Source organism: Mycolicibacterium holsaticum DSM 44478 = JCM 12374, from assembly GCF_019645835.1.
GTDB lineage: Bacteria > Actinomycetota > Actinomycetes > Mycobacteriales > Mycobacteriaceae > Mycobacterium > Mycobacterium holsaticum.
The window spans coordinates 1,223,286-1,245,048 of record NZ_CP080998.1; the positions used below are offsets into that span (position 1 = coordinate 1,223,286).

Annotated in this window: 22 protein-coding genes; 9 read left to right on the forward strand and 13 right to left on the reverse strand. The window is 66.6% G+C overall.

Features of this window, described 5'->3' with window-relative positions; all coding sequences use genetic code 11:
- Positions 1-50 precede the first annotated feature (50 nt).
- A complete protein-coding gene (locus K3U96_RS05930) occupies positions 51-932 on the forward strand; it encodes a universal stress protein (protein WP_220692382.1) in 882 nt (293 codons plus the stop codon).
- Between the two features lie 11 nt (positions 933-943).
- Here K3U96_RS05930 and K3U96_RS05935 read toward each other — a convergent pair whose 3' ends face one another.
- A complete protein-coding gene (locus K3U96_RS05935) occupies positions 944-1,939 on the reverse strand; it encodes an Acg family FMN-binding oxidoreductase (protein WP_220692383.1) in 996 nt (331 codons plus the stop codon).
- Positions 1,940-2,072: 133 nt separating this feature from the next.
- Between K3U96_RS05935 and K3U96_RS05940 the strand changes: the two genes are divergently transcribed.
- Together K3U96_RS05940 and fdxA are read left to right on the forward strand one after the other, a co-directional pair.
- Entirely contained in the window at positions 2,073-3,542 is a 1,470-nt protein-coding gene (locus K3U96_RS05940; protein ID WP_220692384.1) for a bifunctional aminoglycoside phosphotransferase/ATP-binding protein, read from the forward strand.
- 71 nt (positions 3,543-3,613) lie between these two features.
- Positions 3,614-3,976 carry a ferredoxin gene (fdxA, locus tag K3U96_RS05945; RefSeq protein ID WP_069403938.1) on the forward strand — a complete coding sequence of 121 codons (363 nt, stop codon included), beginning with the start codon at positions 3,614-3,616 and terminating at the stop codon, positions 3,974-3,976.
- Between the two features lie 117 nt (positions 3,977-4,093).
- On the opposite strand, the gene K3U96_RS05950 is transcribed toward fdxA, so the two are convergent.
- Entirely contained in the window at positions 4,094-4,981 is an 888-nt protein-coding gene (locus tag K3U96_RS05950; RefSeq protein WP_220692385.1) for a universal stress protein, read from the reverse strand.
- 11 nt (positions 4,982-4,992) lie between these two features.
- Positions 4,993-5,877, reverse strand: a complete 885-nt coding sequence (locus tag K3U96_RS05955) for a universal stress protein (protein WP_220692386.1) — start codon at positions 5,875-5,877, stop codon at positions 4,993-4,995.
- Between the two features lie 212 nt (positions 5,878-6,089).
- Here K3U96_RS05955 and K3U96_RS05960 point away from each other — a divergent pair, with 212 nt between their 5' ends.
- Positions 6,090-6,284, forward strand: a complete 195-nt coding sequence (locus K3U96_RS05960; protein WP_230982380.1) for an excalibur calcium-binding domain-containing protein — start codon at positions 6,090-6,092, stop codon at positions 6,282-6,284.
- 13 nt (positions 6,285-6,297) lie between these two features.
- On the opposite strand, the gene K3U96_RS05965 is transcribed toward K3U96_RS05960, so the two are convergent.
- Together K3U96_RS05965 and glpX are read right to left on the reverse strand one after the other, a co-directional pair.
- Positions 6,298-7,710 (reverse strand): class II fumarate hydratase, encoded by a 1,413-nt coding sequence (locus K3U96_RS05965; RefSeq protein ID WP_220692387.1) that lies wholly within the window; start codon positions 7,708-7,710, stop codon positions 6,298-6,300.
- A 23-nt stretch (positions 7,711-7,733) separates the two neighbouring features.
- Positions 7,734-8,762, reverse strand: a complete 1,029-nt coding sequence (glpX, locus tag K3U96_RS05970) for a class II fructose-bisphosphatase (protein WP_069406090.1) — start codon at positions 8,760-8,762, stop codon at positions 7,734-7,736.
- A gap of 55 nt (positions 8,763-8,817) precedes the next feature.
- On the opposite strand from glpX, the gene K3U96_RS05975 reads away from it, so the two are divergent.
- Both K3U96_RS05975 and K3U96_RS05980 read left to right on the forward strand, forming a co-directional pair.
- On the forward strand, positions 8,818-9,465 hold the full coding sequence (locus K3U96_RS05975; protein WP_220692388.1) for a DUF4245 domain-containing protein: 648 nt from the start codon (positions 8,818-8,820) through the stop codon (positions 9,463-9,465).
- Between the two features lie 13 nt (positions 9,466-9,478).
- Complete coding sequence (locus tag K3U96_RS05980) at positions 9,479-10,291, forward strand: dienelactone hydrolase family protein (RefSeq protein WP_220692389.1); 813 nt, start codon at positions 9,479-9,481, stop codon at positions 10,289-10,291.
- Here the strand turns inward: K3U96_RS05980 and K3U96_RS05985 are convergent.
- The 3 genes from K3U96_RS05985 to K3U96_RS05995 are packed head-to-tail and all read right to left on the reverse strand — an operon-like array spanning position 10,272 to position 13,084.
- Positions 10,272-11,444 carry an AI-2E family transporter gene (locus tag K3U96_RS05985; protein ID WP_220692390.1) on the reverse strand — a complete coding sequence of 391 codons (1,173 nt, stop codon included), beginning with the start codon at positions 11,442-11,444 and terminating at the stop codon, positions 10,272-10,274. The genes K3U96_RS05980 and K3U96_RS05985 overlap by 20 nt on opposite strands.
- 48 nt (positions 11,445-11,492) lie before the next feature.
- Entirely contained in the window at positions 11,493-12,308 is an 816-nt protein-coding gene (locus K3U96_RS05990; RefSeq protein WP_220692391.1) for an SDR family NAD(P)-dependent oxidoreductase, read from the reverse strand.
- On the reverse strand, positions 12,305-13,084 hold the full coding sequence (locus tag K3U96_RS05995; RefSeq protein ID WP_069406095.1) for an SDR family NAD(P)-dependent oxidoreductase: 780 nt from the start codon (positions 13,082-13,084) through the stop codon (positions 12,305-12,307). Before K3U96_RS05995 ends, K3U96_RS05990 begins: the two co-directional genes overlap by 4 nt.
- A gap of 64 nt (positions 13,085-13,148) precedes the next feature.
- On the opposite strand from K3U96_RS05995, the gene K3U96_RS06000 reads away from it, so the two are divergent.
- Positions 13,149-13,613 (forward strand): SRPBCC family protein, encoded by a 465-nt coding sequence (locus K3U96_RS06000; RefSeq protein WP_220692392.1) that lies wholly within the window; start codon positions 13,149-13,151, stop codon positions 13,611-13,613.
- Between the two features lie 13 nt (positions 13,614-13,626).
- Here the strand turns inward: K3U96_RS06000 and K3U96_RS06005 are convergent, their stop codons facing one another.
- The 4 genes from K3U96_RS06005 to K3U96_RS06020 all read right to left on the reverse strand — a co-directional run bounded on the left by K3U96_RS06005 (position 13,627) and on the right by K3U96_RS06020 (position 18,225).
- A complete protein-coding gene (locus K3U96_RS06005) occupies positions 13,627-14,673 on the reverse strand; it encodes an NAD(P)-dependent alcohol dehydrogenase (protein ID WP_220692393.1) in 1,047 nt (348 codons plus the stop codon).
- Positions 14,674-14,838: 165 nt separating this feature from the next.
- Entirely contained in the window at positions 14,839-15,720 is an 882-nt protein-coding gene (locus K3U96_RS06010) for a formylglycine-generating enzyme family protein (RefSeq protein WP_220692394.1), read from the reverse strand.
- Between the two features lie 69 nt (positions 15,721-15,789).
- The gene (locus K3U96_RS06015) at positions 15,790-16,683 is read right to left on the reverse strand and encodes an HAD family hydrolase (RefSeq protein WP_220692395.1); all 894 of its coding nucleotides are present in this window, start codon (positions 16,681-16,683) and stop codon (positions 15,790-15,792) included.
- On the reverse strand, positions 16,684-18,225 hold the full coding sequence (locus K3U96_RS06020; protein WP_220692396.1) for an arylsulfatase: 1,542 nt from the start codon (positions 18,223-18,225) through the stop codon (positions 16,684-16,686).
- 244 nt (positions 18,226-18,469) lie between these two features.
- Here K3U96_RS06020 and K3U96_RS06025 point away from each other — a divergent pair, with 244 nt between their 5' ends.
- On the forward strand, positions 18,470-18,949 hold the full coding sequence (locus tag K3U96_RS06025; RefSeq protein WP_220692397.1) for a DUF5994 family protein: 480 nt from the start codon (positions 18,470-18,472) through the stop codon (positions 18,947-18,949).
- Positions 18,946-20,589 (forward strand): fatty acyl-AMP ligase, encoded by a 1,644-nt coding sequence (locus K3U96_RS06030; protein ID WP_220692398.1) that lies wholly within the window; start codon positions 18,946-18,948, stop codon positions 20,587-20,589. Before K3U96_RS06025 ends, K3U96_RS06030 begins: the two co-directional genes overlap by 4 nt.
- Before the next feature lie 60 nt (positions 20,590-20,649).
- Here the strand turns inward: K3U96_RS06030 and K3U96_RS06035 are convergent, their stop codons facing one another.
- Positions 20,650-21,735 (reverse strand): 3-beta-hydroxysteroid dehydrogenase, encoded by a 1,086-nt coding sequence (locus K3U96_RS06035; RefSeq protein ID WP_220692399.1) that lies wholly within the window; start codon positions 21,733-21,735, stop codon positions 20,650-20,652.
- Between the last annotated feature and the right edge of the window lie 28 nt (positions 21,736-21,763).

Consider the following 21,763-nt stretch of genomic DNA (forward strand, 5'->3'; position numbering starts at 1 on the left):
CTGGTGGCGCCATATCGTCGGTCCATCGCAACCGAGTGAGGAGCAATTCGATGTCGGATTCCATTGCCGGGCGCGGCATCGTGGTCGGTGTCGACGGGTCACCTGCGGCCAGGGTCGCGGTGGACTGGGCGGCCCGAGAGGCGCAGGGACGCAAGGTCGCACTCACTCTGGTGCATGTCATACCGACCATGACGATGTGGCCGGAAGTGCCTATGCCTGCCCAGATCGGTCGGCTCTACGAGAGCCAAGCCGACGGGTGGTTGCGCGATGCCCGTGAGGTGGCGCAGCGGGCGACCGACCGCCTGGATCTGCACACGCAGGTGCTCGGTGGCGCCGTGCTGCCCTCGCTTGTCGAATTTTCCAAGGACGCCGAGCTCATCGTGGTCGGATGTCGCGGGCTCGGCTCGATCGCACGCCGGCTGCTGGGGTCGATCAGCTGGGGACTCGTGCATCGCGCGCATTGCCCGGTGGCCGTCATCCACGACGAGGATCCGATGATGTCGTGTCCCGTCACGCAGGCACCGGTGGTTGTCGGGATCGACGGCTCGCCGGCGTCGGAGCTGGCCACCGAGATCGCGTTCGAACAGGCATCGCGGCGCGGTGTCGAACTCGTTGCGGTGCATGCCTGGATGGACAACACGACGTTCGAGTTACCCGCGGACGATTGGTCAGCCACCCGTGAGGACCTGGCAGAACAGACGCTGGCAGAGCGGTTGGCGGGTTGGCAGCAACGCTATCCCGACGTGCGCGTGCGTCGGGTCGTCGTGCGGGATCAGCCAGCACGGCAACTGGTCAAGCAGGCCGAATCGGCGCAACTGGTGGTGGTGGGCAGCCACGGCCGGGGTGGCTTCGCGGGAATGCTGCTGGGTTCGGTGGCCGCGGCGGTTGCCGAATCCGCGTCCATGCCGGTGATCGTCGCGCGGTCGTCGTGACGTGAGTCGACTCAGTTGTCGTTGCGCTGCCGAAATTCCAGCACTTCGTCGAGCGGTCGTCGCGGCGTCGGCGGCGGCACGTCTTCGATCGACGGTGCCAGCCCGATGCGGACGAGGGCCTGCGGTGTGGCGTCCTGACCGATCAGCTCGCTGAGCACCTGTCCGCTCTCAGGATGCTCGGTGATGTGGGTCAACGTGCAGGTGGCCATGCCGGCCATGGTGGCCTCGAGCAGTACGGCGGACAGCCGCTCGCCGCATCGCAGCACGCTCTCGCGGGCCTCGTCGTATGTCGACAGCACCAGGATCTTCGCGCGGTCCCGGCCGACGCCTTCGCGCCGATCACGGTGGTGCGTAACGGGGAACAGCCGGGCGACATCCACGCGGTCGCGCTCTGATGCCGACGTCAACGAGCTGTGCGGGATACCCTCGGTGGCTTCGAAACCGGTTGTCCACCAATTCAACTCCGCGTGATAGGACGTGTCGTGCTGGCGCAGATCTTCGGTGAGCCTTGACGCCGCGGCCAGCTGCGGGCGCAGATCGTCGTCGATCACGTCCAGGCGCACCGCCTCGGAGTCCACCACGGTGCGCAGATGCGACTCAAGGGATTCCCAATCCGGCGGTGCGGCGAAGGGCAGGCGGTCGGTGCGCCGCAGCAGGATGGCGTTGGCGCGACGGCGATGACCCTCGGTCACGAAGTCCATCGGGCGAAAGTCGATCGTCGCCAGGTGCAGATGGTTCTTCGGGTCCGGAAATCGGGTGACGGTGGCCACCCATCCCGCGGCGGCCATGGCGACACGGAGGTGGTCGAGCACCACGCCGCACCCCAGCAGCGTCTCGCGGCCGGACTCGTCGGTGCTGCGCACGTTGCGCGAGGCATCGGCGAACAGCGCAAGTTCGTTGTCGCCGACCACCCAACGCCACGGTTGGCTGTTGTGCAACGACGGCGCACGGCAGGCGAGCCGTACGGCATTCGCGATCGCGGCGGGGTCCACCGCGGGGTGTGTCATCTCGACCTCCACTTACCAGGTCCGGCCCCCAGTCTTACCGGGGATGGGCGTTCGGCGCTAGGGCCTTTGGGCCTCAGCGAGCAGAGCCGGACGGCCGCTGCGCGGGGCCACGTGCGACCTGCAAGATGAGTGCATGGCTTGGACGACACCGGGCAATCTGTCCGCCGAAGTGCACGAGACCCACACCGGGCTGGTGATGCTGCTCGGGGACAGGGCCTACAAGGCGAAGAAGGCCGTGGTCACCGATTTCCTCGACTTCAGCACGCCCCAGCTTCGGGAGCGGGCCTGCGCACACGAAATCGAGCTGAACAGTCGGCTGGCGCCCCAGAGCTATCTGGGTTTGGCGTATTTCAGCGGCGTCGCGGGTGATGCACCCGAGCCGGTGATCGTCATGCGCCGTTATCCGGACATCTACCGGCTGACGTCGTTGGTGAAGGACGGCAGCCCGGTGCAAGCGCACCTGGTGTCGATCGCCGAGACGTTGGCGTCGTTTCACGCCCGCGCCGCGCGCGGCGAGTCGATCGATGCCGCCGCGACAGCCGACGCCGTCGCGGCGCGCTGGCGTGACAACATCGACGAGCTCCACCATCAGGGGATCCTGGCCCGCGAGGCCATCGATGACGTGTGGCGCCTTGCCGCGCAGTTCATCTCGGGCCGCTCGGCGCTTTTCGCCAAGCGCATCGCCGAACGCCGCATCGTCGACGGACACGCCGATCTGCTCACCGACGACATCTTCTGCACGCCCGATGGGCCGGTGCTGCTGGACTGTCTCGAATTCGACGACCGGTTGCGCTATGTCGACGGCATAGACGACGTCGCTTTCCTCGCGATGGATCTGGAATACCTCGGCCGCGACGACCTGGCGGCGTTCTTTCTGGCGCAGTACCGCCGCGCCGCCGGCGAGACGGCGCCGCCGACACTGACCGACTTCTACGTCGCCTACCGGGCGGTGGTGCGCGCCAAGGTCGATTGCGTCCGGGTGGCCCAGGGGCACGACGAAGCCTCCGCCGACGCCCAGCGCCACCTGGACATCGCGCTGGAGCACTTGCGGGCCTGCACTGTCCGGCTGGTCATGGTCGGCGGCGGACCCGGAACCGGTAAAACGACGCTGTCGCGTGCGCTCGCCGAACAACTCGGCGCCCAGGTGATCTCGACCGACGATGTGCGTCGTGAACTGCAGGCCGCCGGGGTGATCTCCGGAGCCGCCGGTGAACCCGAGTCCGGGCTCTACAGCGCGCAGAACGTCGCCGCCGTCTATGACGCCGTCCTGCAGCGCGCCCGCGACCACCTCGTCGGCGGAGAATCGGTGATCCTCGACGCGACGTGGCGCGATGCGCACCAACGCGAACGCGTCCGCGGGCTGGCAGCCGAAACACTGGTGCCCGTCGTCGAACTCAGCTGCAGTATCCCGGTGCGCGATGCTGCCGTCAGGGTGCAGAACCGCGGCCCGACGACCTCGGATGCCACCCCCGAGATCGCTGCCCGCCTCGCGCAGCCCGACGATGCCTGGCCTGACGCCCACCGCATCGACACCGGCCGCCCGCTGACCGATTCCGTGGCCGAGGCCAGCAGGATCGTCTATGAATCGGCGCCCGTCGAGTAGGGACCTTGGTCCCTCGATTCGATGGCCTTCGGCCGGCGATCGCGCCGCTATCCGTGCGTAGCCTCACCACCATGACCTATGTGATCAGTGCGGCATGTGTGGATGTGATGCACAAGGCCTGCGTCCAGGAGTGTCCGGCGGATTGCATCTATGAAGGCGCCAGGGTGCTCTACATCAACCCGGACGAATGTGTGGACTGCGGCGCCTGCAAGCTGGCCTGCGAGGCAGATGCGATCTACTACGAGACCGATCTGCCCGATGACCAGCTCCGGCATCTGGCCGACAACGCCGCGTTCTTCACCGAAACGCTGCCGGGCCGTGACGCTCCGCTGGGCTGCCCGGGTGGGGCCGCCCGATTGGGCCCGGTCGGGGTGGACACCCCGTTGATCGCCGCCATGCCGCCCAAAGCGGCTGCCGCGCAGCCGATTGGGTGATAGCGACGTCTGGCCGGCGTGCGCTCGACATCCCGGGCCGCGAACAGTGCATGCGGCGGGTTCGCGCCGAGAAGGTGACCGGTCGGCGGTTGGTCGAGCCGCACCACGAGTGAATTGTCACGGGTTCGCGTTGTGACACACCATCACCGGAATCGGGCTGTGGTGCAGCAGGTTCAGGCTCGTCGAACCCAACAACGCGCCCGCGAGCAGTCCGCGTCCCCGGTTGCCGACGACCACCAACTGGGCTTCGGCGGCGTGGCGCAGCAGGGCCTGGCCGGCCCCCGCCGTCTCGATGAAGTACCTGACCTCGACAGCGGGGTACTTCTCACTCCACGGCTCCACCGAACCCATCACGTATTGCCATTGCGCAGCCTCGACGGCTCCCCAGTCGATCAACGCCGGGATCTCGATCCCGCCGAGCACGCGCCGCCCCGGCCACGCGTTGATCGCGTGCACCGGTACGCCGAATCGGTCGGCGAACTCGAACGCGTTGCGGAACGCGGCGGTGCCGGTCTGTTCACCGTCAACGCCCAGGACGATGGGCTGGTCCGTGGGCGCGGTGATCCCGCCGCGCCAGGTGACGACGGGACACGATGAATGTGTGGTCACCGCAACGGTTGTCGAACCGAGTAACAGGGCAGCGCTGGGGGATACCTCCTTGCTGCCAAGGACGACGAGGCGGGCGTCCTGGCTGAGGTCGGTCAACACCTTCGATGCGGATTCGTCGAACCGCTCGGCGGTGATGGTCAGCTTGCCGGTTCGCGTCCGCACCGCCTTCTGGACCGATTCGAGGGTGGCCTCGGCCGACTTCTGCTGTTCGGCGATCAGCGATGCGCGGATCGCGGCAGCGGCGTCGGAGAAAAGTCGGCCGGTGTCGGGTGTGGCGTGCACGATGTGCAGCGGCGCGTCGAACTTCTCGGCGATGACGCCAGCCCAGATCGCGGCGGTCGTCGCCTCATCTGAGCCGTCGACCCCGACAACCACCGGCCCTGTGCTATCGGACATTCGGCGACCCGCTAGCTTTCCCGCACGACGATGACCGGAGCTTTCGCCCCTTGGGCAACTTTGGTCGCGACCGAACCCAACAGCATGCCCTTGAAGCCGCCGCGGCCGCGACTGCCCACCACGACTAGCTGAGCCTGGCTGGACTCGTCGAGTAACCAGTGTGCCGGTTGGTCAGCGACCAGACGGCGCTTCACCCGCACGTCCGGGTACTGCTCCTGCCACCCCGCCAGGCGCTCGGCGAGCACTTCGTGGCCTTCTTCTTCGTACTTCTGCCAGTCCACTCCGACGAGCGGAAACACCCGGTTGTCGCTCCATGCGTGCAGGGCGATCAGCTCCACGCCTCGGCGTGATGCTTCGTCGAACGCCAGCGAGGTGGCCCCGTCGGAGGCCGGTGATCCATCGATGCCGAGCAGCACAGGTGCTGCGGGATCAGGGTTTTGGGCTTCGTCGGTGGGGACGATCGCAACCGGGCAGTGCGCGTAGTGAAGCAGACCGTTGCTGATCGAACCCAACAGCGCGCGTCCGATCACGCCCATGCCGCGCGTGCCCGCGACGACCATCCACGCGTCAGCGGTCGCCGTGACGAGCGTCGACGCGATCGGCCCGTGCTCGACGGTGGTGTGCACCGCGGGCGCGTCGGCGGCGCCCACGCTTTCCTGAAAAGTCTTCCGCGCCTGCTCGATGACCTGCGCGCCGTTCTCCTCCTGCCATTCGTCAAAGCTCGACTGCAGGTACGTGACGGGCCACGTCACCTCGACGGGGGCGATGACGTGCATCAACGTGACCTGCCTGCCGTGCATCGCGGCCTCGCGCGCCGCCCACCGCACGGCAGCCTCCGATTCCGGGGAACCGTCAACGGCCACCAGGATGCCGTACTTGGTGATCGACTCCGACATATCGCTACCCCTTGACTCGGTCCCACGTCGTCACCAACCCTATGCGGGTGGGGGTGGACTGTGCAGGGCCATTGGTCACACGCGCGGGAACAGACGAGGTCCGGCCCACCCTCTAAAATTGTCGTTTGGGTAAATATTTCTTGCGGATCCGCATACAATTCGTCGACTGAGCAAGTGCAAACGGCTCCGAGCCTTTCGACGAAGGAGCAAATATGGTTCGTATGGCATTCGCCGCAGCGCTGTTGGTGACGGGCATGGGCGTGGTCACCGCGCCGATCTCATCGGCCGCCCCCTACAAGAACTGCAGTGAGGCACGCGCCAACGGAGACACCAACATTCCGTCCAGCAGCGACAAGTACGGGCCGCACCTGGACCGTGACCGCGACGGTGTCGGCTGCGAAAGCTGACCGTCGGACCCGGTTACTGGTCGCCGTCTTTGACCTTGGCCATTGCCAGCACGTCGAGTCTCTTGTCGAGCTCGTCGAGTGAGAGCTTGTCGCCGATCAGTCCGCGGTCGATGACCGTCTGCCGGATCGTCTTCTTCTCCTTGAGCGCCTGCTTGGCCACTGCGGCGGCCTCCTCGTAACCGATCGCCGAGTTCAGCGGCGTCACGATGGACGGCGACGACTCGGCCAGCTCGCGCAGCCGGTCCTCGTTGGCGACCAGGCCGTCGATGCACCTCTCGGCGAACAACTTTGTGGAGTTGGTCAGGATCTTGAACGACTCGAGCAGGTTGCGCGCCATCATCGGGATGTACACGTTGAGCTCGAACGCGCCGGATGCACCACCGAAGGCGATCGCGGCGTCGTTGCCGATCACCTGGGCGGCCACCTGGGTGACGGCCTCGGGGATGACGGGGTTGACCTTGCCAGGCATGATCGAGCTGCCCGGCTGCAGATCCGGCAGAGCAAGCTCGCCGAGACCGGTGAGCGGACCCGAGCCCATCCACCGGATGTCGTTGGCGATCTTGGTCAGCGAGATCGCGATGGTGCGCAGCGCACCAGACGCCTCGACCAGCCCGTCGCGCGCGGCCTGAGCCTCGAAATGGTTGGCGGCGACCTGCAGTTCGGCCAGGCCGGTCTGCTCGGTCAGCACCGCGACGACGCGTACGTCGAAGTCGTCGGGCGCGTTGAGCCCGGTGCCGACGGCGGTGCCGCCGATCGCCAGCTCACCCAGCCTGGGCAGGGTGGCCTTGACCCGTTCGATGCCGGCCTCGATCTGGCGCGCGTACCCGCTGAACTCCTGGCCCAGCGTCACCGGCACGGCATCCATCAGGTGCGTGCGGCCGGACTTGACCACGGTGCGCCACTGCCGCGCCTTACCGGCCAGCGACTCGTGCAGCACCTCCAGCGCTGGGATGAGGTGGCGCACAGCGGCTTCGGTGGCGGCGATGTGGGTGGCCGTGGGGAAGGTGTCGTTGGACGACTGCGACATGTTCACGTCGTCGTTGGGGTGGACGGTTACGCCGTTGCGCGCGGCGATGCCGGCGATCACCTCGTTGGTGTTCATGTTCGAGCTTGTGCCAGAGCCGGTTTGGAACACGTCGATGGGGAACTGGTCGTCATGGCGACCATCGGCGATTTCACCGGCAGCGGCGATGATCGCGTCGGCCTTCTCCGGGTCGAGCAGCCCGAGGTCCTTGTTCACCTGCGCGCAGGCGCCCTTGAGCAGGCCGAGCGCGCGGATCTGGGTGCGTTCCAGGCCGCGCCCCGAGATCGGGAAGTTCTCCACCGCGCGCTGGGTCTGTGCGCGCCACAGCGCGTTGACGGGCACCCGGACCTCGCCCATGGTGTCGTGCTCGATGCGGTATTCGACGTCGTTCTCGACGCTCATCTGGTGTTCCTCGCTCTTGATTGTTATGGCAGCGGTCGGATGGCGGTGGCGTCGCCGGTGAAGTTGATGGCGGAGTACTCGTTGAGCTTGGACAGCCGGTGATAGGCCTCCACCATGCGAACCGTTCCGGACTTCGACCGCATCACGATCGACTGCGTGGTGCAGCCGCCGCTGTAGAAGTGCACGCCCTTGAGCAGGTCGCCGTCGGTGACGCCGGTGGCGGCGAAGAAGATGTTGTCGCCGGACACCAGGTCCTCGGTGCTCAGCACCTGGTCGAGGTCATAGCCGCGGTCGAGGGCCTTCTGCCGTTCCTCGTCGTCGCGCGGCGCCAACTGACCCTGGATCGCCCCGCCCATGCAGCGGATCGCCGCGGCGGCGATGATGCCCTCCGGGGTGCCGCCGATCCCGGCGAGCATGTCGGTGCTGGTGGTAGCGCGGCACGTCGAGATGGCGCCGGCGACGTCACCGTCGGAGATCAGCCGGCAGCGGGCGCCCGCGTCGCGCACATCGGCGATCAGCTGTTGGTGGCGGGGCCGGTCCAGGATGCACACGGTCAGGTCCGATACCGAGACGTTCTTGGCCTTGGCGACCCGGCGGATGTTCTCCCCGATCGGGGCGGTGATGTCGATGGCGTCCACCGCGTCCGGGCCGACGGCGATCTTGTTCATGTAGAACACCGCCGACGGATCGAACATCGTGCCGCGCTCGGAGACCGCCAGCACCGAGATCGCGTTGGCCAGGCCCTTGCTCATCAGCGTGGTGCCGTCGATGGGGTCGACGGCGAAGTCGCACTCCGGGCCGTCGCCGTTGCCGACCTCCTCGCCGTTGTAGAGCATCGGTGCGTTGTCCTTCTCGCCCTCACCGATCACCACCACACCGCGCATCGAGACCGAGTTGACCAGCTCACGCATGGCGTCGACGGCGGCACCGTCGCCGCCCTCCTTGTCGCCGCGGCCGACCCAGCGGCCCGCCGCCATGGCCCCTGCTTCGGTTACTCGGACGAGCTCAAGGGCAAGATTTCGGTCCGGGGCTTCTCCACGAGCGGGCGTCATGGGCCAGATTGTCCCATCATCGGGTCGTTCTGTGGCAGCTGGGATACTGGCGGCTATGAGTACGCAGCCGCCACCGGCGCCCAAACCCGCGAAGCCCCGGCTTCTGCAGGGCGGTCGCGACATGTTCTGGTCGATCGCGCCGTTGGTGCTGGCCTGCATCGTGCTGGCCGGGGTGCTGGGCATGTGTTCGTTCCAGGCCGGCGGGCCCGGCGCCGGACCCGCCCCGTCCTATGACGCCCCCGCGGCCCTGCAGGCCGACGCCGACGCGCTGCACATCCCGATCCGGCTGCCGCAGCTACCCGAGGGTTGGCAGTCGAACTCCGGTAGCCGCAAGGGCATCGAAGCCGGCCGCACCGACCCGGTGACCGCTCAGCCCGCACGCGCCGTCAGCTCGGTCGTCGGCTATCTGGCGCCCAGCGGTATGTACCTCAGCCTCACGCAGAGCAATGCCGACGAGGCCAAACTGGTCACCTCGATCAACACCGACGCCCACCCGACCGGTGTCGAGGATGTCAACGGCGTCACCTGGGTGGTGTACGACGGCGGCGACGGCGAGAATCAGCCCGCCGAACCGATCTGGACCACGCGGCTGTCTGGTCCGACCGGACCGGCCCAGATCGCGATAACCGGCGCAGGCAGCGAAGACGAGTTCCGTACGCTGGCGACGGCGACGCAGACCGCGGCGCCGTTGCCGACCAAGTGACGGAGGACACGCCATGACCGCCGCAGGCGACGTTGCCCCGGAAGCCGATCTGGCCGGCTGGAGCGCCGCGCCGTTCTCCGCGGCCGGATTGACCTACGACGTCTACCGCAAGGGCCAGGGGCCCGGTGTGGTGCTGATCCCCGAGATGCCGGGGCTGCACCCCGGGGTGTTGGCGCTGGGGAACCATCTGGTGGACAACGGGTTCACGGTGGCCGCCCCGTCGCTGTTCGGCACGCCAGGGGCCGCGGCGATACGGCCCGGCATGGTGCCCGTGCTGCTGCGCGGATGTGTGGCACGCGAGTTCGCCGCGTTCGCCACCAACGCCGACCGCCCGGTAGCCCACTACCTTCGTGCGTTGGCCCGCGACCTCAACGAGAAGACCCCGGGTAAGGGCGTCGGGGTGATCGGGCAGTGCTTCACGGGTGGTTTCGCGCTGGCCGCGGCGGTCGACGACAGCGTGCTGGCGCCGGTGCTGAGCCAGCCGTCGCTGCCGTTGCCGCTGACCCCCAAACAGCGACGCGATCCGGGCTTGTCGGAGGCTGAGCTCAGAATCGTCGAGCAGCGTGCGGCCACCGACGGGCTGTGCGCGATGGGGCTGCGGTTCAGCGAGGATCCGTTGGTTCCGGGGGAGCGGTTCACGGCCCTCAAGGCGCGGCTGGGCGATGCGTTCGAGGTCATCGAGATCGACTCGAAGAAGGGCAACGAGCACGGCTTTGCCAAGATGGCGCATTCAGTGCTCACCGGGGAGGTCCGCGAGGTCGACGGACACCCGGCCTACGAGGCGCGCAAGCGCGTCGTGGAGTTCCTCATCCAGCGGCTGACTTAGCCGGTTTCTGCGCCGGGCGGATGCGGTTCACCAGCCGAGTCAACAGCTTGGGCCGCCGCGGCTTTTCGACGTCGTCGTCGTCGGGTTGGGCGATCGGCACACCTTTGTAGACCGACAGGTAGACGCTGATCGTGGTGACGATGATGATCATCAGCACCGGGCCGATGACGATGCCCCAGAACCCCCACAGCGCGATGCCGGAGAACACCGCCAGCAGCATGAGCGCCGGGTCGAGCCGGGCCTGTTTGGGCACCAGGATCGGGCGCAGAAAGTTGTCGATGTTGGTGACCACCACCAGGTGGAAGATCACCACGAACGCCCCGCCGATGATGTTGCCGAAGAACATCATTGCGATCCCGAACGGGATCGTGACGATGCCACCGCCGAGCGGGATCACCGAAAGGGCGGTCAACAGGATCGCGAAGATGAAGAAGCCGTCGTGGAAGCCGGCGATATAGATGGAGATCGCACCGGAGACACCCTGGCACAGCGCGATGACGAACTGCCCCTTGACCGTTCCGCGAACCATCGCACCCGTCTTCGCCAGGTACAGGTCGGTGATCTCCTCGCCCAACGGGTTGAGTTGGGCGATCAGGGTGCGGATCTTCTCGCGGTTGACCAGCATCGAGATGAACACGTACAGGAAGATGATCATCGCCGCGATCGCGGTGACCACGCTGCCCGCCGCGCCCTGCAGCACCTGCAGCAGCCATTCGCCGACGCGCTGGGACACCGTGACGATTGCCTGACGCAGGCTGTCAGCGGTGACGTTGATGTTCAGAAACGGTATCCGCGAAAGTAATTCGTTGATCAACTGCAGGCTGCGGTCACCCAACGTGGACATGTCGGTCTGTGCGACCCATCCGCTCACCGCGTTGACCATGTGGGTGATCTGCACGATCGCCAGGAACACGATCCCGGCGATCGGAACGGCGACCATCAGCACCGCCGCCAGCAGCGTGACGGCCGCCGACATCCCGGTGCTGAGCCGTCGCTGCAGGCGCTCGTAGAGCGGGGTGAACAGGTAGGCGAACACGGCGGCCACCACGATCAGCACGAAAAACCCACGCAGGAAGTACGCCCCGACGAGCACGGCGATCACCGTGACGACGGCCAGGGCGCGTCTCTGGGTGGTGCTGAATTCCTCGGTCATCGGCGCACTCAGACTACGGGCAGCTATCGGTGCCCACCGGCTATCGCGTCATGTTCCGGCGCGTTGCCGTGCCCGCTGCGTGGCGATGAACCGCATCGACATCCGGTTCATCAGACCCGGCGCCAACCGCGCCAACAGCCACTGGGCATGGGCGACACGAGGTTTCACCAACAGCGGCTTGTTCTGCTGCACCGCGCGCAGGATGTCGCGGGCCAACCGGTCGGCGTCATAGGGCTTGCCGCCCTGAGCCTGCAGGAAGTAGTCGCGGCCGACGAACCCGCCGATCGCGCCCTTGTCGAGGATCGGGGTCTCCACCGCGGCCGGGCAGACGGCCAGGACGCCGACGCCGCGCGCGGCGGCCTCCGAGCGCAACGCCAGCGACAACCCGACCACCGCGTGCTTGGACATGACATAGCTGGTGACCTGGCCGGCGGCGGTCAACCCCGCCATCGACGCGGTGTTGACGATGTGGCCGTGACCCTGGCGCACCATCAGCGGGTAGGCCGCCGCGACCCCGTGCACCACCCCGCGGATGTTGACGTCGATGATCGCGTTCCACTGATCCAAGGTGAGCAGTTCGGTGTCACCGCCCCACACGATTCCGGCGTTGTTGAACATCAGATCCAGCCGGCCGGCGCGGTCGACGACCTGGTCGACGGCGGCCTGCACCGCGGCCGCGTCGGTGACGTCGAGGCGCGACGAACGCGCCTGCGCCCCCAGCGCCGCGGCCGTGCGTTCGGCTGCGTCGCCGTCGATGTCGGTGCACACCACGTGGGCGCCGGCTCGCACCAACGCGCGGCACAGTGCCGCGCCGATCCCCGATCCGGCGCCGGTGACGATCGCCTGCTTGCCGTCGAATGTCATTGCGCGGCAAGCTTCATCACGTGGCCCATCACATCCGGGTACCGCTTCATGTGGGCGCCGCCGTTGAGGTCGAGCACCTCGCCGGTCAGCCAGGACGACGCCGGCGAGCAGAGGTAGCGCACCGCTTCGGCGATGTCGTCGGGCGTGCCTGCGCGGCCCAGGGCGGTGTTCTCCACGTAGTCCTCGACGACGCCGGGTATCGCGGCCGCCGGTGCGGTCAGCGGGGTGTGCACGAACCCGGGGGCCACGGCGTTGACCCGGATGCCGCGCGGGCCCAGTTCGAGCGCGGCGACCTGCGTGAGCATCGAAAGGCCGGCCTTGGCGGCGCAGTAGGCGCTCATCCCGATGGCGGGCTGACGGCCGTTCAGCGAGCTGATCGACACCAGCACCCCGCCGTCGCGCAGCGTACGCCCGGCGTATTTGGCGACGATGAACGCGCCGTTGAGGCAGACGTCGATGACGGCGCGGAAGTCCTCGACGGCCATGTCGGTGATCAGCCCGACGTTGGAGAAGCCCGCGCAGTTGACGACGACGTCGAGCGGGCCGGTCCGGTCGAACAGCGCCTGCACGGACGCTTCGTCGGTGACCTCGACGGGCTCCGCGGTGTGCGGGGCGCCCAGTTCGACAGCCCGCTCCCGGGCCCCGTCGAGATTGCGGTCGGCGATGGTGACCCGGCAGCCGTCGGCGGCCAGCGCGCGCGCCGACGCCCACCCGATTCCGGACGCCGCGCCGATGACTAGCGCGTTTCTGGTGGTGCGGTCGCTACTGTTGTCCATCCGGTTGGCCCTTCGACGGTGACGTAGAACGTGTTACAACCTAGCCCTTTGGCACACTCGAGCGATGACTGGTCTGAAGATGTCGGAGTCGGTTCTGGTGGCCGTGGCGCCCGATGAGCTGTACGAGATGGTGTCGGATGTCACCCGGATGGGCCAGTGGAGTCCGGTTTGCCGCGCCTGCTGGTGGGACGAGGGAGCGGGCCCACGCGTCGGCGCGTGGTTCACCGGTCGCAACGAGACCTCCGAGCGCACGTGGGAGACCCGCTCGCAGGTGGTGGCCGCCGATCCCGGCCGCGAGTTCGCATGGGAGGTCAACGACGGCTGGGTGCGGTGGGGTTACACGTTCGTCCCCGAGGACGGCGGCACCCGGCTGACCGAGTCCTGGGAGTTCCTGCCGAAGGGTATCGCCGGCTTCCACGAGCGCTTCGGTGATCAGGCCGACGGCGAGATCGAGAAGCGCCGTGACGCCGCGCGCACCGGTATCCCCGCGACGCTCGCGGCGATCAAGGCGGCCGCCGAGACACGCTGAGCCGCAGCGTTTCTCACGGAATGATAACGGCGCGACCGCGGACGTCTCCGTCGCGCAGATCGTGATACGCGCGCAATGCGTCGTCGAGTGAGTACCGGGTGGTTTCGACGTGCACACATCCTCTGGCCGCCAGCTCGAGCAGCTCGACGAGCTCGCGGCGAGTCCCCCAATAGGTGGTCTGCATGCTGACCTCGTAGGGCTGGGAGAAGAACGAGAACGGCACGGAGCCGCCGGCAATGCCGACGATCGTGACATCGCCGAGCGGTCGGGCGGCCGCGCGCGAGAGCTCGATCGTCGCTTCGGCGCCGACGAAGTCCAGCAATACGTCCGCCCCGCGGCCGGCGGTGAGGTCTCTGATCGCGTCGGCCGCTGCGGCATCCGACATCACGGTGTGGTCGGCGCCCATGCGCGCCGCGAGATCGAGGGCCTCGGTGCGGTTGTCGACGGCGATGATCTTGGCCGCCGTCGTCGCCTTCGCCAACTGCAGCGCCATATGGCCAAGACCTCCGACGCCGATGACGACGACGGTCGACGTCGGCGTCATCTTCGGCCACGACCGGCGGATCGCGTGGTACGGGGTGAGGCCGGCGTCCGTGAGCGGTGCGGCCGTCGCCGGGTCGAGGCCGTCGGGAAGCCGAACCAGAAGCCGCGCGGAGGGCACCAGCAGGTATTCGGCCATCCCGCCGTCGAGGCCAAGTCCGCCACCGCCGCTGATGACCGGAGCCGCGGCCGGGTCCTCGCAATAGTTCTCCACGCCGTGCCGGCATCGCTCGCACTTGCCGCAGCCCCACGCGCCGTACACCGCGACCGCGTCGCCCTCGCTGACCGTGGTGACGCCGTCACCGACCGCGTCGACCCAACCCGCGTTCTCGTGACCCAGCGTGAACGGCAACTGCCACGGCATCATGCCGTCGTCGAAATCGTGCATGAGGTGCAGGTCGGAGTGACAGGCCCCGGCGCCGCCGACCTTGACGACGACCTGACCCGGCCCCGGGGTCGGCTTCGGCACCTCGACGAGTTCGGGCTCTGTCTTCCAGCCCGTCAGCCGCAATGCCTTCATGGTGCACCTCGCTCGTGAGTTCCGGCAACGTTTCGTCCGTTTGCAACATTAGGCAGATGACCAGTGAAGCGTGGCCTTTCGAGGCTTTCCTTACAGCGGAGTGCTTTTGCTTCATCGCCTCGATCCAGTCGCGCTCGCCCGGCAATGGATCCCGACCCATGGCCGCTAACGCCTGATGCACCGAAAGCCGATGTGGCTCATGCCGGTATCCACCGGCTGCGGCCGCCGGGCCGCGGGACGGTAGCGCAGGCAGTAGTTGTCCGCGCAGAGAAACGAGCCGCCCTTTACGACCTTTCGGGGCACCTTGAACTGCGGCTGCGCAGCGTCGTAACTGTCTTCGGCGCAGCAGGATTGGGTTGTTCGCGAATCGGTGTACCAGTCGGTGGTCCACTCCCAGACGTTTCCCGCCATGTCGAACAGCCCGTAGTCGTTCGAAGGAAAAGATCCGACGGGCGTGGTGCGGCCGTATCCCTTGTCGGGGCGCCACGGGAAATCGCCGTGCCAGTAGTTGGCCAAGGGTCGCCCGGGCTGCTCGGGCTGGTTTCCCCAGGTGTACTCGGCAGCTTTGAGCCCACCGCGTGCGGCGACCTCCCATTCCGCCTCGGTGGGCAGCGCCAAGTCCGCCCACGCCGCATACGCTTCCGCATCCGCGTACGCGACGTGCACGACGGGGTGGTGTGCGCGCTTGTCAATCGAGGACAGCGGACCGACGGGATGACGCCACGAAGCGCCGGGGGTCCATGCCCACCATTGGCTGAGGTGGCGCAGGTCGACCGGCCCGGGCGTCCTGGTGAACACCATCGAGCCCGGCTGCAGGTTCTCCGGCGGTGCGCCCGGATAGTCGGCGGGGTCCAGCGGGCGTTCGGCCACCGTGGCATAGCCTGTGGCGGCCACGAATTCGGCGAACTGAGCGTTGGTGACCGGGGTGGACGTCATCCAGAACCCGTCGACGGTAACGGGCCGCGGCGGACCCTCCTCGGGGTAGTGGCGATCGGATCCCAGCGTCGCGGTCTGAGGTGCAATCCAAACGAGGTCGTCAGGCGTCATCGGATCTCTGGTGTGCACTCAGATCGCGAATTCCGGAGCGTACGTCCGGTTGGCCGGTCCGAATGCGCACTAGGGGAACACCGTTGTCCAGTCGTTGCGCATGCTGACGACGGTCCAGTCGTCGCTGGCCGCCCGATCCAGCGACTTCTCCGCACCTGCCGTGTACGCGAATTCCCGGTCGGCGTCGTCATGCAGCACCAACAGTCGCAAGCCCTTGGTGAACTCCAGCATCTCGATGTCGCCGTTGGAGTTGCCCGCGGCCAAAATCGGTCTACGCCCGATGCGTCCCCAGATTCGCACCGGCTTGACCGGTCCGTCGTCGAGGAACTCGGGTCGCGATGTGGTGCGCAGCTCGCCGTCGGCGAAGTCCAGACCCACCGAGCTACCGATGACGCGTTCGGGCGGGATGCCGTACATCTGCGCCGTCACCGGCCGCATGAAGTCCCGGCCGCCGCCGGAGGCGATGTAGTTGGTGAAGCCGTTGCCTTCGAGATAGCGCAGCAGGTCGACCATCGGCAGGTAACCGCAAGCGGTGTAGGGCCTACCCAGCGTGGGGTGGCTTGCGTCGGCGAAGAAGGCCAGCACCCGTTCGGCGTGCTCGTCGACCGTCAGCCCCGAGTACGCCGAAAGTATGCCTGCCGCCAGTATTTTCAGCTGTGAGTCGTCCCCGTTGTAGTGGTTGGTGACCGCGTCGCCGAACCACGCCAGGTCGCCTCCGACGGCTGCCTGATAGGGCTGTCTGGTCTTCAGGGCAGCGTCTGCGGTCGCCTGTTCGGCCAGCCTGCGCACCAGGAAATCAAGCTGAATGTAGGTAGGCTTCTCACACCACAGCGTGCCGTCATTGTCGAACACCGCGATACGTTCGTGCGGGGCTACGTATTCCGGGCTGCTTTCAGTGGTGACACGGCCGACGAAGTCTACGATCGCGGCCTTCGTCGGTCCGTCGTTCCAGCGCTCGAGCATCTAGTCCTTCGCCAGGAAGTCCTGCAGTTTGGCCACGGCATGGTTGATCGTGAACGATGCGGCCTCTTGGCGCGGTGGGAATTCCTTGAACGTCTCCAGGAACTGCGTCACGATGCCGCTGGCATAGAACGCGATGTAGTCGTGGTCGAGCCACCAGTCGTAGTACGTATTGGAGGTGATGTCTGCGCGTTCGAAGGGATCGGTGCGAAGGTTGAAGATCTTCGGCGCCCGAAGCGGCGTGAAGGGTTCCAGCCAGATCTGCAACGTGCCCTGGCAGCGCTGTTCGGCGAACACCACCTTCCAGTTGTGGAACCGGAACCCGAGGACATCGCAGTCGTCAGAGAAGTAGATGAAGCCCTTTCGCGGGCTGTCGTCGACCTCGCCGGTCAGGTAGGGCAACAGGTTGAACGCGTCGAGGTGAACCTTGTAAGTCTTGTCGCCGATCGGGTGGCCTTTCTTGAGCTTCTCGGCGATGTCGGGTTCACCCGCCGCGGCGAGGAATGTCGGGAACCAGTCGTGGTGCTGGATGATTTCGTTGGACACCACCCCGGCGGGAATCTTTCCCGGCCAGCGGACCATCTCCGGAATTCGGAAGGCGCCCTCCCAGTTGGTGTTCTTCTCGCTACGGAACGGCGTCGTCGCACCGTCGGGCCAGGTGTTGGCATGCGGCCCGTTGTCGGTCGAGTAGACGACGATGGTGTCCTCGGCGATGCCGAGTTCGTCGAGCAGGTCGAGCAACCGCCCGACATGCTTATCGTGGTCGATCATCGTGTCGTGATACGGCGACTGCCAAACACCCGCCTGCCCAAGTGATTCCGGCTTGGTGTGGGTGCGCAGGTGCATGCTTGTCGTGTTCATCCACACGAAGAACGGCGTGCTGCTCTCTGCCTGTCGTTTGATGAAGTCGACGCAGGCATCGGTGGTCTCGTCGTCGATGGTTTCCATCCGCTTCTTGGTCAGCGGACCGGTGTCCTCGATGCGCTGCTTGCCGATCGGACCGAATTTCGGATCGTCTGGCTCGGTGGACACCTCGTCGATTGCCCACGACCGGATCACGCCGCGCGGCCGCTGCATCTCTGCCAAGATCGGGAACTGCTCGCGCTTCGGATAATCCGGCAGCTCCGGTTCCTCCTCCACGTTGAGGTGGTACAGGTTTCCGAAGAACTCGTCGAAGCCGTGCGCCGTCGGCAAATACTTGTTGAGGTCGCCGAGATGGTTCTTGCCGAACTGACCCGTCGCATAGCCGAGCGGTTTGAGGCACTCCGCGATCGTGGGATCGCCGGCCTGCAACCCCACGTCAGCTCCGGGGAAACCGACCTTGCTCAGACCGGTGCGGTACACACTTTGGCCAGTGATGAACGATGCCCGGCCGGCAGTGCAGCTTTGCTCGCCGTAAGCGTCGGTGAAGCGCATGCCCTCGTTGGCAATACGGTCGATGTTGGGTGTCCGATAGCCCATCAGACCATCGCTGTAACAACTCAGGTTGGTGATGCCGATGTCGTCGCCCCAGATGACCAGAATGTTCGGCTTGTCGTTGGGCATATCGGCTCCTTGACTTCGTCGCACCACGGTCGATGCTACGAGCATTCCGCGCTCGCGCGGCCTGAATGGCGCACTTCTGAGAAGGCGTTGGCGCGCTTGGTGAATAGCAAATACAAGATCGTGCGGTGTGGGGTGCTGGCATCGGGCGGTGAGTGGGCTATCCTCGATAAATCGTAGGTTTGTCGCGTCTCCGTCTGTTGGTTTCCGTCTGCGATCACATCGCTAGCTGACGGGAGCACCGCCGATGGTGCATATCGCTTCCCAAAGTTCCAGCCCGGCCCGGTTGGCGTTGTGCGACCGTGGCACGCAGACGGGCGCGGTGGACGGACTCTGGTGGCCCACTTGCACCGACCTGCGAAAAGTTCTCCCCGATCTGGTCACCGTGCTTTCGCGGCTGATCGGAACGGTGCACCGCGTGGTCTACGACCCGACGGTCTGGCCGCATGCTCCGTCGCGAATCATTCGGGGTAACACCCAGGTTTCGGTGGACCCTTATGCGCTGGTCGCGCCCGAGACGATCTATTTGATGGGCACTCATTCCCGCGACGCCGTGCTCTACGTGGTGGCGCCCTCGAGCCGCAAAGACGTAGTCGGCCGCCTGTTCCGCGCGGTCGCTGATGCCAACGGGCCGATGAGCGCCGACATGCTCAGACAGTTGACCGATGACATCTCCAATGTCGCTCCCGGCGTCGATACGGTGAATTCGCTCCAGGAGGAGCGGTGAGCAGATTCTGCGACACGATGTACGCCAACGCCCGAACCAGTACCAAGGGCCTGGTCACCGGGGAACCGTTTGCGCCGGTCCGGCACACGTGGCAGCAGGTTCACCAGCGCGCACGCCGTATCGCCGGTGGCCTCGCCGCGCTGGGGGTGGGGCATGGCGACGCCGTAGCGGTGCTGGCAGGCGCTCCGGTGGAGATTGCGCCGACCGCGCAGGCCGTCTGGATGCGCGGCGCCCATCTGACGATGCTGCACCAACCGACGCCGCGTACCGATCTGGTGCTGTGGGCCTCGGAAACGCATGCGGTGGTCGACGTCATCGACGCCAAGATCGTCGTCGTCTCCGAACCGTTCCTGGCGGCCGCTCCGGTGCTGGCTGACAGCGGATTTACCGTCGTGACCATCGCCGAACTGCTGGCCGGCGAGGAGATCGACCCGTTGGACGCGGGCGAGGACGATATCGCGCTGTTGCAGCTGACGTCCGGCTCGACCGGATCGCCGAGGGCCGTGCAGATCACCCACCGCAACCTGGTCGCCAATGCCGAGGCGATGTTCGTCGGCGCCGAATACGACTTGGACACCGACGTCATCGTCAGCTGGCTGCCGCTGTTCCACGACATGGGCATGACCGGTTTCCTCGTGGTGCCGATGTACTTCGGCGCCGAGTTGGTCAAGGTGACCCCGATGGACTTCCTTCGGGACACCTTGCTGTGGGCCAGGCTCATCGACAAGTACCAGGGCACCATGACCGCCGCGCCGAACTTCGCCTACTCGATGTTCGCCAAGCGGCTACGTCGGCAGGCCAAACCCGGCGAGTTCGACCTGTCCTCGCTGCGGTGGGCGCTCTCGGGCGCCGAGCAGGTCGAACCCGCCGACGTCGAGGACCTGTGCGAAGCCGGAGCGCCGTTCGGGCTGCGGCCCGAAGCGATCCTGCCCGCCTACGGGATGGCGGAAACCACTGTGGCCGTGTCGTTTTCCGAGTGCGGCGCCGGCTTGATGGTGGACGAGGTCGACGCCGACCTACTTTCCGTGCTGCACCGCGCGATACCGGCGACGAAGGGGCACACCCGGCGTCTGGCGGTGCTCGGCCCGTTGCTGGACGGCCTGGAGGCCAGGATCGTCGACGAATTCGACAATCTCCTGCCGACCCGTGGCGTCGGCGTGATCCAGGTACGCGGCGAATCGGTCACACCGGGCTACATCACCGCGGGTGGTTTCATTCCGGCCCAGGACGAGCAGGGCTGGTATGACACCGGGGATCTGGGCTACGTGACGGAGCACGGCCGCATCGTCGTGTGCGGCCGGCTCAAAGACGTCATCATCATGGCGGGCCGCAACATCTATCCGACCGACGTCGAACGGGCGGCCTGCCGCGTCGAGGGTGTGCGACCGGGTTGCGCCGTCGCGGTTCGCCTTGACGCCGGCCACTCGCGGGAAGGCTTCGCGGTCGCGGTGGAGTCCAACGCGTTCGAGGACGGTAGCGACGTGCGACGCATTCAGAATCAGGTCGCCCACGAGGTGTTCGCCGAGGTCGACATGCGCCCGCGCAACGTCGCGGTGCTCGGTCCGGGCACCATCCCCAAGACACCGTCGGGCAAGCTGCGGCGGGCCCACGCGCTGTCCCTCGTCGGGCGTCCAACGTGAGCTTGTGCTCGAAAAATCGCCGAGATGTCGTGAATGAGTTCACGTTCGGCGCGCGACGGGTTACGCCGAGACGCGCTGGGGTGCCCCGGTTTTCATCTGGTTGAACAGGTCGACGTAGTAGGGCAGGCAGTCGGTCATCGCCTGCGCCGTGGTGAACAGCGGGCGGTAGCCCAGGTCGCGCTCGGCCTTGGCGATCGAGAAGTAGTTGTCGAGGTAGAGACGTTCCACGCCAAGGGGTTCGATCATCGGCTTGGGCAGCCCGAACCGGAAGTGCAGCCACTGCCACCCCGTCATCGCCAACCACACCAGCCGACCGGGGACCCGGATTCTGGGGTAGCGCTCGCCGCAGGCCTCCACCACCGGCCGGGAGAACTCGAACATGTTGACCGGCTCCCCGTCGTTGACGAAGTACGCCTGACCCGGCGCCGTTCCACCGGGGACCAGGTGCTGGGCCGCCAGGATGAAACCGTGAATCAGGTTGTGTACGTAGGAGTTATCCAGCTTGACGTTCTTGCCGCCGACCAGCACCTTGACGTGACCGGCCAGCACGCTTTCGAACACCTTGCGGAACATGGTCTGGTCGCCGCGTCCCCAGATCCCGCTGGGCCGGATTGAACACGTGAGCAGACCGCCGACGCCGTTCTGGGTCAATACGAACTTCTCGGCGACGACCTTGGTCTCGGTGTAGAGGTCGTTGAACCGTTCGGTGTAGGGCAGGGTTTCGTCTGCGCCGGAGAGCCTCTTGCCGCCCATCACCACGCTGTTCGACGCGGTGTAGACGAAGCGCTTCACCCCGGCGGCCTGGGCCGCGCGCACGAGGTTCTCCGTACCGTGCACGTTCACCGCGAAGCTGCGCTGCCGGTACTCCGGGGTGACCGACGCTCCGCCCATCAGGTCGATGATCGCGGCGGTGTGGAAGACGGTGTCGACACCGGCCACCGCCGCCGTCACGGTGTCGGGGTCGCAGATGTCGCCCTCGAGCACCTCCAGATGCGGATGGGGGGTCAGCGGCGACGGTGCGCGATCAAACGATCGCACCTGGTGTCCCCGGCTGAGTAGTTCGGTCACCAGGTTGGCGCCGACGAACCCCGACCCGCCAGTGACGAGCACGCGGCCGAGTTCGGTGGTCAGATTTGCATCGCCCATAGCGCAAGAGACTAACTGAAACGTGTTA